This is a genomic window from Floccifex sp., assembly GCF_051873495.1.
In the GTDB taxonomy this organism is placed as follows: Bacteria; Bacillota_I; Bacilli_A; order Erysipelotrichales; family Erysipelotrichaceae; genus Floccifex.
Window position 1 is genome coordinate 23,600 of record NZ_JBJEEX010000075.1, and the last position, 15,245, is coordinate 38,844.

Consider the following 15,245-nt stretch of genomic DNA (forward strand, 5'->3'; position numbering starts at 1 on the left):
TTGAAAAATGATTATTTTTTGAAAACAAATCAATTAAAAATAAAACAGTGCAGTAATTCTTTTTTATTTAAATTAACAATTACTATATTAATTACTCATTTCTATAATTTATGATAACGTTATCTTTAATTATATTATATATATTTTATAAAATAACAACAGTTTTATATAAATGTTTTATGATTTTATAAAAATGAAAAGAGGCGAATTGATTAAGTATAATTATTGACATTTCGTATTTATAATCGTATATTGAACGTATAAACAATAAAAAACGATAAAAAAGGAGAAAATATATGAATAAGCGCATCCAAATATTAAAAGAAAAAATGTTATCGCATTCTCGCTATGTCAGTATTGAACAAGCCATGATTATTACCGAAACCTATAAACAACACGAAAATGACTCGGTACAAATGAAACGTGCTTATTCACTTTATAATGCATTAAACAAAATTGAAATTGCGATTGAACCCGAAGAATTGATCGTTGGAAATCGTACCAAAGGAGTTCGTGATGGTGTTGCATTTCCAGAAAGTGGAATTAGTTGGGTAGACAAAGAATTTGAAACGATTCCAACTCGTCCTCAAGATAAATTTAATGTCAGAGAAGAAGATATTAAAACTTTTAGAGAATGTATTGTTCCTTACTGGAAAGGAAAATCATTGGAAGATGATGTGAAAGCCGATGGAAAGATTGCGGCAATTTCTACTGTTGTCAAAATCAATCAAACCGATCATGCCCAAGGACACATTTGCCCTAATGTAAAGGAATGGTTAGAAACAGGCCCAGCTGGGTATATTCAAATTGCCCAAGATAAATTAGAATCGTGTACAGATGTGAAAAAAAGAGAATTCTATGAATCAACGATTATAGTGATGCAAGGTGTACAAGACTTTATGAATCGTTATGCATCACTTGCCAAAGAAATGAACTTAGATGATGTAGCAGAAATTTGTCATGATTTAAGTATAAGACCAGCTCATACCTTTAGAGAAGCACTCCAATCACTTTGGTTTTTAATGGTTGTGTTACACATGGAAAGTAATGCCTCAAGTTTCTCTCCAGGAAGATTAGATAAAACACTATATCCTTACTATAAAAATGATCATTTAACTGATGAACAAGCACTAGAATTAATTGAGTGTTTATGGCTTAAATTTAATCAAATCGTGTATTTACGAAATGCCCATTCCGCTAAATATTTTGCTGGATTCCCTATTGGATTTAATATTGCTGTGGGTGGACAAGATGAAAATGGGAATGACTATGTCAATGAATTAAGTCATTTAATGATTCAAGCGCAAGAAGAAATCGGATTACCACAACCCAATTTAAGCGTTCGCTTACATAAAAATACGAATCAAGAACTATTAGAACATGCGATTCGTTGTGTTGCCAAAGGAAGTGGAATGCCACAATTCTTTAATGATGAAAGTTTAATTCCAGCACTAATGGACTTAGGAATTTCTAAAAAAGATGCCATGGACTATGCGATTGTAGGATGTGTTGAAATCACTACCCAAGGAAATAATTTAGGATGGTCAGATGCGGCAATGTTCAACTTATGTAAGGTGTTAGAACTTACATGTAATCATGGAAAATGTTTAATTACGGGTAAAACATTAGCACCTGATTTTGGTTCTCTTTCTACTTATAAAACATTTGATGAATTAGAGTGTGCATTTGAAAAAATGATGGATTATTTTATTGATAAAATGATTGAATGCTGTGAAAAAGTAGAAAAAGGACATCAAGATCATTTACCAACACCATTTTTATCTTGTGTTATTGATGATTGTTTAGAAAAAGGTATAGATGTAGTGAATGGTGGTGCGCATTATAATTTGTCAGGAATTCAAATGATTCAAGTTGCGAATTTAGCAGATTCTTTAGCCGCTATTAAAAAGATGGTATTTGAGGAAAAACGTTATACAGGTAAAGAATTAGAACAAGCGCTTCAAAATAATTTTGAAGGACAAGAAGTTATGCGCCAAACTTTATTGAATCGTGTGGAAAAATATGGAAACGATGTGCAATGGGTTGATGAACTAGGTTCTAAATGGGCCAGTGCTTTCCGTAATAAGTTAAAGAAATATACTAATTATCGAAATGGACCATATCATACGGGTATGTATACAGTAAGTGCTCATGTACCTATGGGACAAAATGTAGGAGCCAGTGCGGATGGAAGATTGAGTCAAAGTCCATTAGCAGATGGAGGATTATCAGCGGTATATGGACGTGATTTAAATGGACCAACAGCTGTTTTAAAATCTGTTTCTCGTTTGGAAAATCAATGTACAACCAATGGAGGATTACTAAATATGAAATTCCTTCCTGAATTCTTTAGTACAGAAACAGGAATTAAGAAATTTGCGAATTTTATGAGAACATTTGTAGACTTAGAAATTCCACATGTACAATTTAATGTTGTTTCTAAAAAAGATTTATTAGCGGCTAAAGAACATCCTGAACAATATAGTTCTTTAACGGTACGTGTTGCCGGATATACCGCTTATTTCACTGAACTAGCAGGAGACCTTCAAGATGAAATCATTGCCAGAACAAGTTACGATGCCATTTAAAGGAAATGTCTTCGATATAAAACGATTTGCGACCCATGATGGACTAGGAATTCGTACGACTTTGTTTTTAAAAGGATGTCCTCTTCGATGCAAGTGGTGCCACAATCCAGAAGGGTTAAGTGCTTCTAGACAAGTTCTTTATATGGAAAATAAATGCATTCATTGTCAAACGTGTGTATCGATTTCGAAGCATAAAGGAATTGAATGTGTAGATGGTCGTATTGTGATTCATAGAGAAATTGATGAAAATTGGGATGAATGTGTAAATATGTGTCCTACCCGTGCTTTAAGCTATGATGCTAAGGAATATACAGTTGAACAAGCATTTGATGAGTTAATGAAAGATAAAGCTTTTTTCAATCATGGTGGAGGTGTTACTTTTTCGGGAGGAGAACCTTTTGTGCAACATGAATTTTTACTAGAACTTTTAAAGAAATGCAAAGAAGAAGGAATTCATACCGCAATTGAATCTTCTTTTTATACAGACATTGAAATTGTTAAGAAAGTTGTTCCTTACATAGATCAAATATATTGTGATTGTAAATTGTTCGATGAAAAAGAGCATATAAAATATACCGGTGTATCCAATGAAATCATTAAATCAAATATTACTTATTTACTAACAAGTGAACATCGTGATAAAGTAACGATTCGTACGCCTCTTATTCCTTTTATGAGTGCAACAATGGATAATATAGCTATGATTTCACGATTTATCTCAGGTTTATATGAAGATGTAAAGTATGAATTATTAAATTATAATCCATTAGCTAGTTCTAAATATTCTTATTTGGATATGGATTTTTGTTTTGAACAAAATCCAGAGCGATTTACCAAAGATGAAATGAATGAATTTTATGTGTGTTGTACAAACAATGGAATTAAACAAGTAATTAAGGAAGTCGATTGACTTCTTTTTATGTTATTATTGTTGACAAGGAGGGTCCGTATGATTCGATTAGCTAAATTAACAGACGCAGCGCAATTAAATAAGATTTATCAATATTATATTGAAAATACATCAATAACGTTTGAATACGATGTAATCAGTGATGAAGAATTTCAAAATCGAATGAAAAAGATTATGGAAAAATATCCGTATTTAGTATATGAACAAGATGGTATTGTGCTTGGATATGCCTATGCTAATTCATTTAAAAATCGTAAAGCCTATGATTGGTCAGTGGAAACAACCATTTATTTGGATGTGAATGCGAAAGGAAAAGGAATTGGAAGACAGTTATATGAAGCATTGGAGTATTGTTTAAAGAAACAAAATATTCTAAATATGAATGCTTGCATTAGTTATACAGAACATGAAAATGAACACTTAGATAATACAAGCATGTATTTTCATGAAAAAATGGGATTTCAATTAGTAGGAACTTTCCATAAGTGTGGATATAAATTCAATGAATGGGTGGATATGATTTGGATGGAAAAATTCATTGGAGAGCATAAAAATAATATGGAAGAGGTAATTCCATTTGTGAACATTAAATTAGTAAAATAAAGGACTTTGTGTTATATTTGAGTGGTCTGTAGAAAGGATTAAATATGGAAATTAAAATTGGAAACTACAAGGGAATTGAAGTTGAAGTTGAAAAAGTAGAGTTATCAGATGATATGGTAAACAAACAAATTCAATATACTTTAACTCAAAATCCATTAAAAGAATCAAAAGAAGGTTCAATTGAAAACGGAGACAGCGCTATTTTTGATTTTGAAGGATTAAAAGATGGAGTTGCCTTTGATGGAGGAACAGCTAAAAACTATGAAATGGTAATTGGATCTGGTCAATTCATTCCAGGATTTGAAGAACAAATGATCGGAATGACAAAAGGTGAAGAAAAAGATCTTCATGTGACTTTCCCAGAAAATTATCAAGAACAAAGCTTAGCTGGTCAACCTGTAATTTTTAAAGTAAAAGTACATGATATTTTTACATCAAAACCTGCTGAATTAAACGATGAATTTGTCGCATCTTTACAAATTCCTGAAGTAAATACTGTTTCAGAATTTGAAAACTATGTTCGTGCTTACTTATCAAATGAAGTTCAAAAACAAAATAATGAAAAAGTTCAAGATGTTGTTTTTGATGCCTTAATGAATACAGTTGAAGGTGAATTACCTGAAGACATGATTGAAGCTGCTTTAGAACAACAAATGCAACGTGTAGAAATGCAAATGGCTCAACAAGGATTTAGCTTAGATCAATATCTTCAAATGGTAGGACAAACACGTGATGATATTCGTGAGCAATTTAAAGATTTCGCAACGAAACAAGTTCGCTTAGAAGTTGCGTTAATGGAAGTGGCTCGTTTAGAAGAAATCATTGATGTGGAAGAAGAAATTGCTGAACAAATGAAATTAATTGCTGCTTCTTATGGAATTGATGAAGAAGTTGTTAAACAACAAATTCCTCATGATGAAATGGAAAAAGAAATTAAATTAATGAAAGCTAGCCAACTTGTATTAGATAACGCTATTGTTCATTACCTTTAATAAAAAGAGAACCAAGATGAAAAATCTTGGTTCTTTGTATTATAGTGCCTTTTCTAATCGTTCAATAGCTTCTAAAGTGGATTCTCTTGATCCAAATGCAGTTAATCTAAAATATCCTTCTCCTTGTTGTCCAAAACCACATCCTGGGGTTCCAACAATTTGTAGTTCATTCAATAAGTAATCAAAGAATTCCCAAGAAGACATATTATTAGGGCATTTTAACCAAATATATGGACTTGAAATACCACCTGTATGCCAAATACCTTTCTTATTTAATAAATCTGATAATAATTTTGCGTTTTCCATATAATACGCAATATGTTCTTTACATTCTTTAAATCCATCAGGACTTAAAGCAGCTTCACCCGCTTTTTGAATGATATAAGCAGTTCCATTAAATTTTGTGGATTGACGACGATTCCACATTGGATTTAGTGCTGTTCCTGAACAAACAAGTTCAATAGGAACAATAGTCCATCCCATACGTGTTCCTGTAAAACCAGCGGTTTTAGATAAAGAACATATTTCGATGGCACAAGTGCGACTTCCTTCAATTTCAAAAATAGAATGTGGATAATCACCGTGAATATAAGCTTCATAAGCCGAATCAAAGATGATTACAGATTCTGTTTCATTGGCAAAATCAACCCATTGTTTCAATTGATCTTTAGAATAAACGGCTCCAGTTGGATTATTAGGTGAACAAATATAAATGATGTAGCTTTTCTTTTCTACTTCATTTGGCATAGGAAGAAAATTGTTTTCTTGTGATGCCTGGATGAAATTTATTTTTCTTCCACACATGATATTTGAATCTAAATAAACTGGATATACAGGATCTGGAATTAAGATTTCATTGTCTCCAAAGATATCAGTGATATTTCCACAATCGCTTTTGGCACCATCCGAAATAAAAACTTCTTTTTTGTTTAATGTGACACCATAAGATTGATAATGCTTCATTACAGCATCAATGGCAAAGTCATATCCTTGTTCATTTCCGTATCCTTTGAACGTTTCTTGATGTCCCATTTCATCAACAGCAGCATGTAGAGCTTCAATAACTTTATTGGTTAAGGGTAAAGTGACATCTCCAATACCTAGACGAATGATTTTTTTATCAGGATGTAATTCTGTATACGCATTTACTTTTTGAGCAATTGTTTTAAATAAGTAGTTTTGTTCTAAATTTTGATAATTTTCATTTACTTTAATACTCATATCGATTGTTCCTTCCTTTATCCTAACAAGTCATCCATTGAATATAAACCAGCTTTTTGAGAAACAATAAATTCAGCGGCTTTAATGGCTCCATTGACAAAAATTTGACGACTTGTCGCATTATGAGAAATAGTGATACTTTCATCATTTCCAAAATAATAAACTGTGTGTTGACCAGCTACCGTACCTCCACGAAGGGCAAAAACACCAATTTCTTTTTCACGTTTACCAGTCATTCCTTCACGTGAGAATACGTGTTTGAATTCATTGTTTGGATCAATGGCATCTAACAACATTTTTGCGGTTCCACTAGGAGCATCGGCTTTTTGGTTGTGATGGGCTTCCACCATTTCAATGTCAAAGTCTTCTTTTAACATTGGGGTAATGTATTCGAGTGCTTTTCGAACAACAGCAACACCATAGGAATAATTATATGAGAAAAACACAGGATTTGTATTCGCCAAAGCTTGAATCATATCCAAGTGATGTTGTTCTAAACCAGTGGTTCCCATAACTAGACATGCCTTTGTTTTCTGGCAATAATCACAAACCCATTCCACGTTATCACGATGAGAAAAATCAATCACAACATCACATTGCTTATTTGAAATAGAATCGGCATCAAAGATATCGACTATTCCAATGACTTCGTGTCCTTTATCTAAGGCAGTTTGTTTAATTAAAGAACCCATTTTACCTTTTCCAATCACAAGTATTTTCATTACAATAAACCTGCCTGTTCTAGAGCATTGTGAAGACGTTCTTTATTTTTATCTTCCATTTCATATAAAGGAAGACGATATCCACCAATGTTCATTCCCATCATGTTCATGGCTTCTTTTACCGGAATGGGATTCACTTCACAGAATAAAGCATGAATCACATCTAAGTATTTTAATTGTTGAGCTAAGCTTTCTTGTGGCTTTCCATCTAACCAAGCTTGAACGATATCATGTGTTTGTCTTGGTGCAATGTCGGCAAGAACAGAAATAACACCCGATCCTCCTAAAGCCATAATAGTGGTAATCATGTCATCGTTTCCTGAATACATAACGAAATCATCACTTAAATAGCGAGCAATGTTTGTCGCATAACTAATATTTCCGCTTGCTTCTTTGATTCCAATGATGTTTGGATGTTGAGATAAAACTTTAACAGCGTTTTCGCTAATAGCACATCCAGTTCTACCTGGTACGTTATATAAAATAATAGGAATGTTTACAGCATCTGCGCATTCGGTAAAATGAGCAATCATTCCTTTTTCGTTTGTTTTATTGTAGTAAGGACTAATCAACAATAATTGGTCGGCACCCATTTTTTCGTATTTAATACTTCTTTCTTTCATAGCCTGAGTTGAGTTAGAACCAGCTCCGACAATAACAGGGACACGATGATTCACAACACGAATTGCACATTCAACAACTTCATCGTCTTCTTCTTGGGTCATTGTTGATGATTCACCAGTGGTTCCTAAAACTAGAATTCCATCGGTTTTGTTTTCAATGTGCCATTCCAACAATTCTTCTAACTTCTCAAAATTTACACTTCCATCTTCATGAAATGGAGTTACTAGTGCAACGATACTTCCTTTAATTGGTTTCATACAAGTTCTCCTTTTGATATAAAAAATGTCAGTAAGCACACTATCTTACTGACATTAAAGATCAAATTAAGATAGCACTCCTACAAAGTAGACAGCCCAATAGATATTCTCCATTGGTCCACCATTTTTTTATGCCTAAAAAAACAGTTCGGCGATATTGCTTAATGAATGAATCAAATGTTTGCCAACTCTTCATTCACTTGTCGTTATCGCGCCTCTATCTAAATAGAATTATACTCTTATAATGTAATTAATCAAACAGATATAAAAAAATCTTTATACAATCTTAATACAAAATGATGTATATTAATACAACGTTAATATTGATTTATAGATAATAGTAGCTAGAGGTGAATGTAAACATGAAATCGTTTTTAATCATTGGTATGGGACGCTTTGGAAGGCACTGTGCACATAAATTATATGAAATGGGACACCAAGTTATGGTTATAGATAACCGTGAATCAAGAATTGATGCTGTATTATCATATGTACACGTTGCACAAATTGGAGACAGTACAGATGAACAATTTATGAGTACAATTGGAGTATCTGATTTTGATTGTTGTGTATGTGCAATTGGAGATGATTTTCAAAGCTCATTGGAAACTACTTCTTTATTAAAAGAATTAGGAGCACAATATGTTGTTGCTCGAGCATGCCGTGATCGACATAAAAAATTCTTATTACGCAATGGGGCTGATGAAGCTGTATATCCAGAAAGACAATTAGCCAATTGGACAGCCATTCGTGTTAGTTCAGAACATATTTTTGACTACATTGAACTAGATAAAAATCATGCGATTTATGAATTAGATGTACCAGGAAGCTGGATTGGGAAAACCATTTCTCAAGTTGATGTAAGAAATCGATATCACATTAATGTGATTGGCTTAAAAGTAAACGATGCTGTGACAATGGATTTTGGTCCGAATACGATTTTTACAGGAGATATGCGTTTATTGGTGATTGGTCAAATTAAACAAATTCAAAAAGTTTTTAAATACGATTAAAACTATTTGATATAAAATATAGATATGAAAGAAATAGTATTGGTGTGTTTGTCATCTTCGCAAATAAATGGTCGCGTAATCCAAGCAGCTTATGAAATGAGTAAAGCCTTTCATGCCGAGTTGATTGGTGTTTATGTCGAAACGTCAAAGAAAAAGAAAGAAACACAACAAACACAGCTACAATTAAATATCGAATATGCCAAATCTTTAAATATAAATGTGAACTATGTTTATGGTGATGATGTGGCCTTTCAAATAGCGCAGTTCGCCAATTATATTGGTGCTCAAAAAATAGTGATTGGACAATCTAAGTCTAAATCTATTTTTATTCATCATCAATCAATTAGTGATCAGTTAATTGAATATTTAACAGATATCAATGTTTATATTATTCCAGATAAAAATGCCTTTTTTGATAAAAAAGAACGTTTTTCATTTAAAGGAAAAGACATTGTGATTATGTTGCTTGAATTATTGGTGACAAGTTGCATTGGGTTATGCCTTGCTCAAACTGGAATGAACGATGCTGATATTATCACAATTTATATATTAGGAGTTTTAGTAAATTCGCTTTTGACTTCGAATCCACTTTTAAATGGAATTGACTCATTTTTAAGTGTAATCATTTTTAATTTTTTGTTTACGGATCCAAAATATACTTTGTTTTATTATGATAACGGATACGTTTTGACGTTTTTAATCATGTTTTGTTCATCGTTTATAACGGGTACATTGGCATGGCAATTAAAGTCATATGCACGAACGACATCTAAAATTGCTCGTCATACGAAAACATTATTGGAAACAAATCAGTTATTAAATCGAACTCGTAATAAAGAAGAAATATTAAATGTCACGATTTCGCAAATAAAGTTAATTGTGAATAAAAATATTGTTGTGTATCTACAAGAAGATGTTCCTTTTTATTATGAAAAAAGTGATGAAGCTATTTTAAAAAAGGAAATAGAAGTGGTAGAATGGGTTTTTAATCATCATGAAAGTGCAGGAGCCACTACAAATTATTTTGAACAAGCAAAATATGTTTATTTTCCTTTGTATATTCAAGGAAGAACACATGGTGTGTTTGGAATTTGTCTAGACGGAAAAGGGCTTGAGATGTCACAGAAAAATATGATTTTATCAATTTTGATGGAATGCTCAATGGCTTTAGAAAACGATAAAAATGCTAGAGAAAAAGAAGAATCTTTGATTCGTGCGAATAATGAAAAATTACGAGCGGATTTGCTTCGTACAATATCTCATGATTTGCGTACTCCTCTTACTTCTATTATTGGATGTTCTAACACATTAATAGAAAATGGAAATTCACTAAGTGAAGAAATGCGACACGGCATGTTGGAAAGTATATATAAAGATTCACTGTGGTTGAATGAAATGATTGAAAATGTTTTATCAATAACGAAAATTGAACAAGGAAAAATTGCGTTAAAGAAAACACCAGAAGTCGTGGAAGAAATAGTGGAAGAGGCAGTTCATCGTGTGCATTGTGAGCATCACATTATTTATTTAGAACCAAGCAAAGAAATATATGTTGTGAAAATGGATGCTCAACTTATTATTCAAGTGCTTGTGAATATATTAAACAATGCGATAAAATATGTACCAGAACAAACGACTATAACAATTCAATTAAAAGACGATGATTCTTATGTATATATTTACATTAAAGATCAAGGAAAAGGAATAAAAGATAAAGATAAAATATTTGAAATGTTTTATCGAGGTCAACACGAAGTTATCGATGATGAACGTGGATTAGGATTAGGCTTGTCTTTGTGTAAATCGATTGTTGAACTACACAAAGGAAAAATATGGGTAGAGGATAATGTTCCACATGGTAGTGTTTTTGTGGTGGCATTATTAAAGGATGAAGAACATGAAAAAAATAAATATATTAGTTGTTGAAGATGATGTGTCTGTTCGTAACTTGATTGTGACAACACTAAAATTACATGAATACAAATATGAAATAGCACAAACAGGAAAAGAAGCACTTATGATTGTTTCATCACAATCACCGGATGTTATTTTACTTGACTTAGGATTACCAGATATCGATGGATGTGAAGTGATTTCTACAATTCGTTCTTGGAGCAATGTTCCTATTATTGTAGTGAGTGCCAGAACAGAAGATAATGATAAAATTGAAGCTTTAGATCGTGGTGCCGATGATTATTTAACAAAACCATTTTCGGTAGATGAATTACTAGCACGTATTAGAGTGGTAATTCGAAGATTGAATACAGTAGATACAAGTGGTAGTTCATTATATCAAAACGGTAATTTATGTGTTGATTTTATAGCAGGAACAGTTACGATGTGCAATGAAGAAATTCATTTAACTCCAATTGAATATAAGTTATTGTGTGTGTTATGTAAAAATACAGGAAAAGTTCTTACTCATAAATATATTTTAAAAGAAGTATGGGGAACGGCTTTAGAAAATGATATCGCATCGCTAAGAGTATTTATGGCTACACTTAGAAAAAAATTAGAGGAAAAAGATCCAACAACAAAATATATTCAAACACATGTTGGTGTAGGTTATCGAATGATTAAACACTGAAGGTGAATCTAATGGAACAAGATTCACCTTGTTTTTATATATTTCTTTTTTTATGTTTTTTATTTGAAAGAAAAGGCGTTAGGAAAATTATAATTGGATAGATCTCTAGTCGTCCTACTAACATAGCAATGGATAATACAATCTTTGATAAATTAGAAAATTGTGAGAAGTTTCCCATTGGTCCACATAACCCAAAACCAGGACCAATGTTTCCAATACAAGCAAAGACAGATGTGATTGTTGTTTCAAAATCAAAGTTATCAAGTGATACAATTAAAACACAAAAGAATGCGAAAAACATGAAACAACAAAAATAAGATAATATATTGTGTACTAAATCATCTTCTACAATTTTTCCATCCATTGTAATCGCATCAATTTTTTGAGGATGAATCAGTCTTTGAATATCAACTTTTAATTTCTTTAAAATAATTAAAAAACGAGAAACTTTTAATCCTCCACCTGTACTTCCAGCACAAGCTCCTAAGATCATTAATAAAAATAAAATGATTTTGGAAAACATTGGCCATAAATCAAAGTTGGTAGTAGCATATCCGGTTGTTGTTATAATAGTCGCAACTTGAAAACTACTATAGCGAAGGGCTTCAAAAATATTGGCATACATAGAGCGGATATTAAAGGCAATTAATAAAGTAGATAAAACGACAATTCCAATATAGGCTTTAAATTCTTCGTTTTTATATACTTGTTTGTATTCTTTAATTAATAGAAAATAATACATGTTGAAATTAACACCAAACAACAACATGAAAATCGTAATAACAATATCGAAATAAGCACTATTATAGCCACCTATTCCACTATTTAAAATACTAAATCCACCTGTTCCAGCCGTTCCAAAGGCATGGCAAAGTGAATCAAATAAAGGCATTCCACCAATGCATAATAAGAAAATTAACACAATCGTTAAAAAGATATAAATCGCATATAAAATAGAAGCACTGTTTTTCATACGAGGAACAAGTTTTCCAATAGTAGGACCAGGTGCTTCGGCACGCATAATGTGCATAGTACGATCATTGCTTCCTGGAACAATAGCCAACACAAAAACAAGAATTCCCATTCCACCAATCCAATGGGTAAAACTACGCCAAAATAAATTGGCATGAGATAGAGCTTCGATATTTGTTAAAATACTTGATCCAGTTGTTGTGAATCCAGAAATAGTTTCAAATAGGGCATCGATATAATTGGGAATGTCTTGCGATATCACAAAGGGAAGACACCCAATCATAGACACCACAATCCATGATAATCCAACACCAAATAAACCATCTCGCGCAAATATAAATCCTTTTTTTGATTGAATTAATGTGAGTGGATATCCAATCACTAAACATAAAACAATGGGAATTAAATAGGCTATAAAATCGTTTTCACCATAGATAAAGTTCACAATCAAAGGAAATAATAATAAAACACTTTCAACAAGCAATACATATCCAATGATGCTAAAAATCATTGACCAATTTAATTGCTTTATTTTACTTGTCCAATACATCGTTGATATCCCTCAATCCTTTTTCTAAACTAAAAATCATAACAGTATCTCCAGTTAGAATGATGGAGTCTCCTTTGGCAATGGAAATAACTCCTTTTCTAGAATAATATCCAATCAAAATGTCTTTTTTGAATTTTACATCTTTTAGTGGAATTCCTGTGAATTTACAATTATCACGAACCCTAAATTCAAGGATTTCGACATTGGAATCTAGAATAGTTAATAATGATTCTACATTACTTCCGACACTATTTTGCATGGCACGAACGTACTGTACGATTTGGTTGGCACAAAGCATTTTTGGTGTAATCGCGTTTTGTATTCCGAGTCTTTCTAATAAAAAACCAAGGGAAATACGATTTATTTTAGGAAGAACACGTGGTACGCCATTTTTGGAAGCAAACATACAAACAATGACATTTTCTTCATCGTTATCTGTTAAAGCAATAAATGAATCCATTTGATTTAATGATTCACTTAATAAAAATTCATGATCGGTTCCATCCCCGTGAATAATTGTTGCTTCTGGGAATTGCTCAACAAGTTCTAGGCATCTTGCTTTATTTTTTTCAATAATACGTACATCAATTCCTAGTTCAATGAGTTTTTGAGTTAAGTAGAAAGTGATTTTTCCACCTCCTACAATCATTACTTCTCGCAAAGGACGAGTACGCTTTATACCATTTTTATATAAGAAATTTTCAATGTCTTTAGTGGTTCCTGTAAAATTAATTTTATCTCCTTGTTGGATAATAGTAGAACCTTCAGGAATGTGAATTTCATGTTCTCTTTCGATGGTACAAAACAAGACATTAGTTTTCAGTGTTTTGTTTACTTTAGAAATAGGTAAGCCAATTAAAGGACTATGGTTCATAATTTTAAACTCAACTAATTCACTTTTTCCGTTGGCAAAACTATTGACCTTTACTTGAGAAGGATAGCTAAGACTCTTAAGAATTTCACGAGCCGCAACTTCTTCGGGGTTAATTGACATTGTTAGTCCTAATTCTTCTTTTAATAAACGCGTTGTTTTACGATATTCAGGATTTCGAATACGAGCAATGGTATGGTCGGCTCCTAATTTTTTGGCAATAAAACAACAAATAATGTTGATTTCATCACTGGAAGTAGAAGCAATTACTAAGTTTGCTTGGTCTACTTTGGCAGCATTTAATGTATCAGTACTTGCACCATTACCATTTATGACATCAACATCTAATATGTTTGTGATTTTATTTAAAACATAAGTGTTGTTGTCAATTACAGTAATATCATGTCCTTCGTCATCTAATTGTTTTGCGATTTGGAAACCAACTTTTCCACAACCTACAATAATAATCTTCATACTATCTTAATGTTTCCTTATTTCTTCTTAATTTAATCTTAATATATAATACTCGTATAAAGATTTTCTTTCAATTAGATATTAAAAAACCATCTTGCGATGGTTATAATGCATTCTTTATGGCTTCATATAATTCGTCATAGTCTTCGTATGCTGGGATATCTGGATACATTTTCTTTATATCATCTGTTGTTTTAAATAAGAAACCAGCTTTACTTGCTTGAATCATTCCTAAGTCATTGAAACTGTCTCCTGAAGCAATTGTTTGAAATCCACATGATTGGAGGGCTTGAACGGTTGTTAGTTTAGAATGATCACATCTCATTTTGTATCCAATGATAGTGCCTTTTTCATCAACTTCTAATGTGTTACAGAAAATGGTTGGCCAATCTAATTTTTCCATTAAAGGAGAAGCAAATTGAGTAAATGTATCACTTAGAATAATAACTTGAGTAATTTTTCTAAGTTTATCCAAAAATTCTTTAGCTCCTGGCATTGGATCAATTTTAGAAATGGTTTCTTGAATTTCTTTTAGACCAAGTCCATGTTCTTTTAAAATATTAAGACGATAGTTCATTAATTTGTCATAATCTGGTTCATCTCGCGTTGTTTTCTTTAATTCTTGAATTCCTGTTTCATTTGCGAAAGCAATCCAAATTTCAGGAACAAGAACGCCTTCCATGTCTAAAAATACAATATTCATATCCATATATAATTCCTCACCTTTATAATGTATATACTATATCAAAATAATATAAAAATGTACACAATCTTTTGACATATGTATTTAATATAAAAACAAGTATAAAAAAGAGGATATAACAGTTAAGTGATTTGTCACTTGAAAAGAGTTATATCCTC

13 protein-coding genes and 1 riboswitch are annotated in these 15,245 nt (G+C 31.9%); of the genes, 7 read left to right on the forward strand and 6 right to left on the reverse strand.

What is annotated here, in order from left to right; translation table 11 throughout:
- Positions 1–296 precede the first annotated feature (296 nt).
- The 4 genes from ACI313_RS04710 to tig are packed head-to-tail and all read left to right on the forward strand — an operon-like array spanning position 297 to position 5,093.
- Positions 297–2,588 carry a glycyl radical protein gene (locus ACI313_RS04710; RefSeq protein ID WP_439755408.1) on the forward strand — a complete coding sequence of 764 codons (2,292 nt, stop codon included), beginning with the start codon at positions 297–299 and terminating at the stop codon, positions 2,586–2,588.
- On the forward strand, positions 2,551–3,498 hold the full coding sequence (locus ACI313_RS04715; RefSeq protein WP_439755409.1) for a glycyl-radical enzyme activating protein: 948 nt from the start codon (positions 2,551–2,553) through the stop codon (positions 3,496–3,498). The genes ACI313_RS04710 and ACI313_RS04715 overlap by 38 nt, the downstream gene beginning before the upstream one ends.
- 39 nt (positions 3,499–3,537) lie before the next feature.
- Positions 3,538–4,101 (forward strand): GNAT family N-acetyltransferase, encoded by a 564-nt coding sequence (locus tag ACI313_RS04720; protein WP_320608444.1) that lies wholly within the window; start codon positions 3,538–3,540, stop codon positions 4,099–4,101.
- Between the two features lie 44 nt (positions 4,102–4,145).
- Complete coding sequence (tig, locus tag ACI313_RS04725) at positions 4,146–5,093, forward strand: trigger factor (protein ID WP_439755410.1); 948 nt, start codon at positions 4,146–4,148, stop codon at positions 5,091–5,093.
- Positions 5,094–5,132: 39 nt separating this feature from the next.
- Here the strand turns inward: tig and ACI313_RS04730 are convergent, their stop codons facing one another.
- The 3 genes from ACI313_RS04730 to dapA are packed head-to-tail and all read right to left on the reverse strand — an operon-like array spanning position 5,133 to position 7,917.
- The gene (locus ACI313_RS04730; protein WP_439755411.1) at positions 5,133–6,314 is read right to left on the reverse strand and encodes an LL-diaminopimelate aminotransferase; all 1,182 of its coding nucleotides are present in this window, start codon (positions 6,312–6,314) and stop codon (positions 5,133–5,135) included.
- A gap of 17 nt (positions 6,315–6,331) precedes the next feature.
- The gene (gene dapB / locus ACI313_RS04735; RefSeq protein ID WP_439755412.1) at positions 6,332–7,036 is read right to left on the reverse strand and encodes a 4-hydroxy-tetrahydrodipicolinate reductase; all 705 of its coding nucleotides are present in this window, start codon (positions 7,034–7,036) and stop codon (positions 6,332–6,334) included.
- Entirely contained in the window at positions 7,036–7,917 is an 882-nt protein-coding gene (dapA, locus tag ACI313_RS04740) for a 4-hydroxy-tetrahydrodipicolinate synthase (RefSeq protein WP_320608447.1), read from the reverse strand. Before dapA ends, dapB begins: the two co-directional genes overlap by 1 nt.
- A 64-nt stretch (positions 7,918–7,981) precedes the next feature.
- A riboswitch (Lysine riboswitch) is annotated at positions 7,982–8,145 on the reverse strand.
- A gap of 134 nt (positions 8,146–8,279) precedes the next feature.
- Between dapA and ACI313_RS04745 the strand changes: the two genes are divergently transcribed.
- The 3 genes from ACI313_RS04745 to ACI313_RS04755 are packed head-to-tail and all read left to right on the forward strand — an operon-like array spanning position 8,280 to position 11,517.
- Complete coding sequence (locus tag ACI313_RS04745; RefSeq protein ID WP_320608448.1) at positions 8,280–8,930, forward strand: potassium channel family protein; 651 nt, start codon at positions 8,280–8,282, stop codon at positions 8,928–8,930.
- 24 nt (positions 8,931–8,954) lie between these two features.
- Positions 8,955–10,856, forward strand: coding sequence for an ATP-binding protein (locus ACI313_RS04750; protein ID WP_320608449.1), 1,902 nt, complete (start codon positions 8,955–8,957; stop codon positions 10,854–10,856).
- Positions 10,828–11,517, forward strand: coding sequence for a response regulator transcription factor (locus ACI313_RS04755; protein WP_320608450.1), 690 nt, complete (start codon positions 10,828–10,830; stop codon positions 11,515–11,517). Before ACI313_RS04750 ends, ACI313_RS04755 begins: the two co-directional genes overlap by 29 nt.
- Before the next feature lie 34 nt (positions 11,518–11,551).
- On the opposite strand, the gene ACI313_RS04760 is transcribed toward ACI313_RS04755, so the two are convergent.
- From ACI313_RS04760 to thrH, 3 genes are all read right to left on the reverse strand, one after another.
- On the reverse strand, positions 11,552–13,000 hold the full coding sequence (locus ACI313_RS04760) for a TrkH family potassium uptake protein (RefSeq protein WP_320608451.1): 1,449 nt from the start codon (positions 12,998–13,000) through the stop codon (positions 11,552–11,554).
- Between the two features lie 22 nt (positions 13,001–13,022).
- Positions 13,023–14,384, reverse strand: a complete 1,362-nt coding sequence (gene trkA / locus ACI313_RS04765) for a Trk system potassium transporter TrkA (protein WP_439755413.1) — start codon at positions 14,382–14,384, stop codon at positions 13,023–13,025.
- A gap of 103 nt (positions 14,385–14,487) precedes the next feature.
- Positions 14,488–15,093, reverse strand: coding sequence for a bifunctional phosphoserine phosphatase/homoserine phosphotransferase ThrH (gene thrH / locus ACI313_RS04770; RefSeq protein WP_320608454.1), 606 nt, complete (start codon positions 15,091–15,093; stop codon positions 14,488–14,490).
- Between the last annotated feature and the right edge of the window lie 152 nt (positions 15,094–15,245).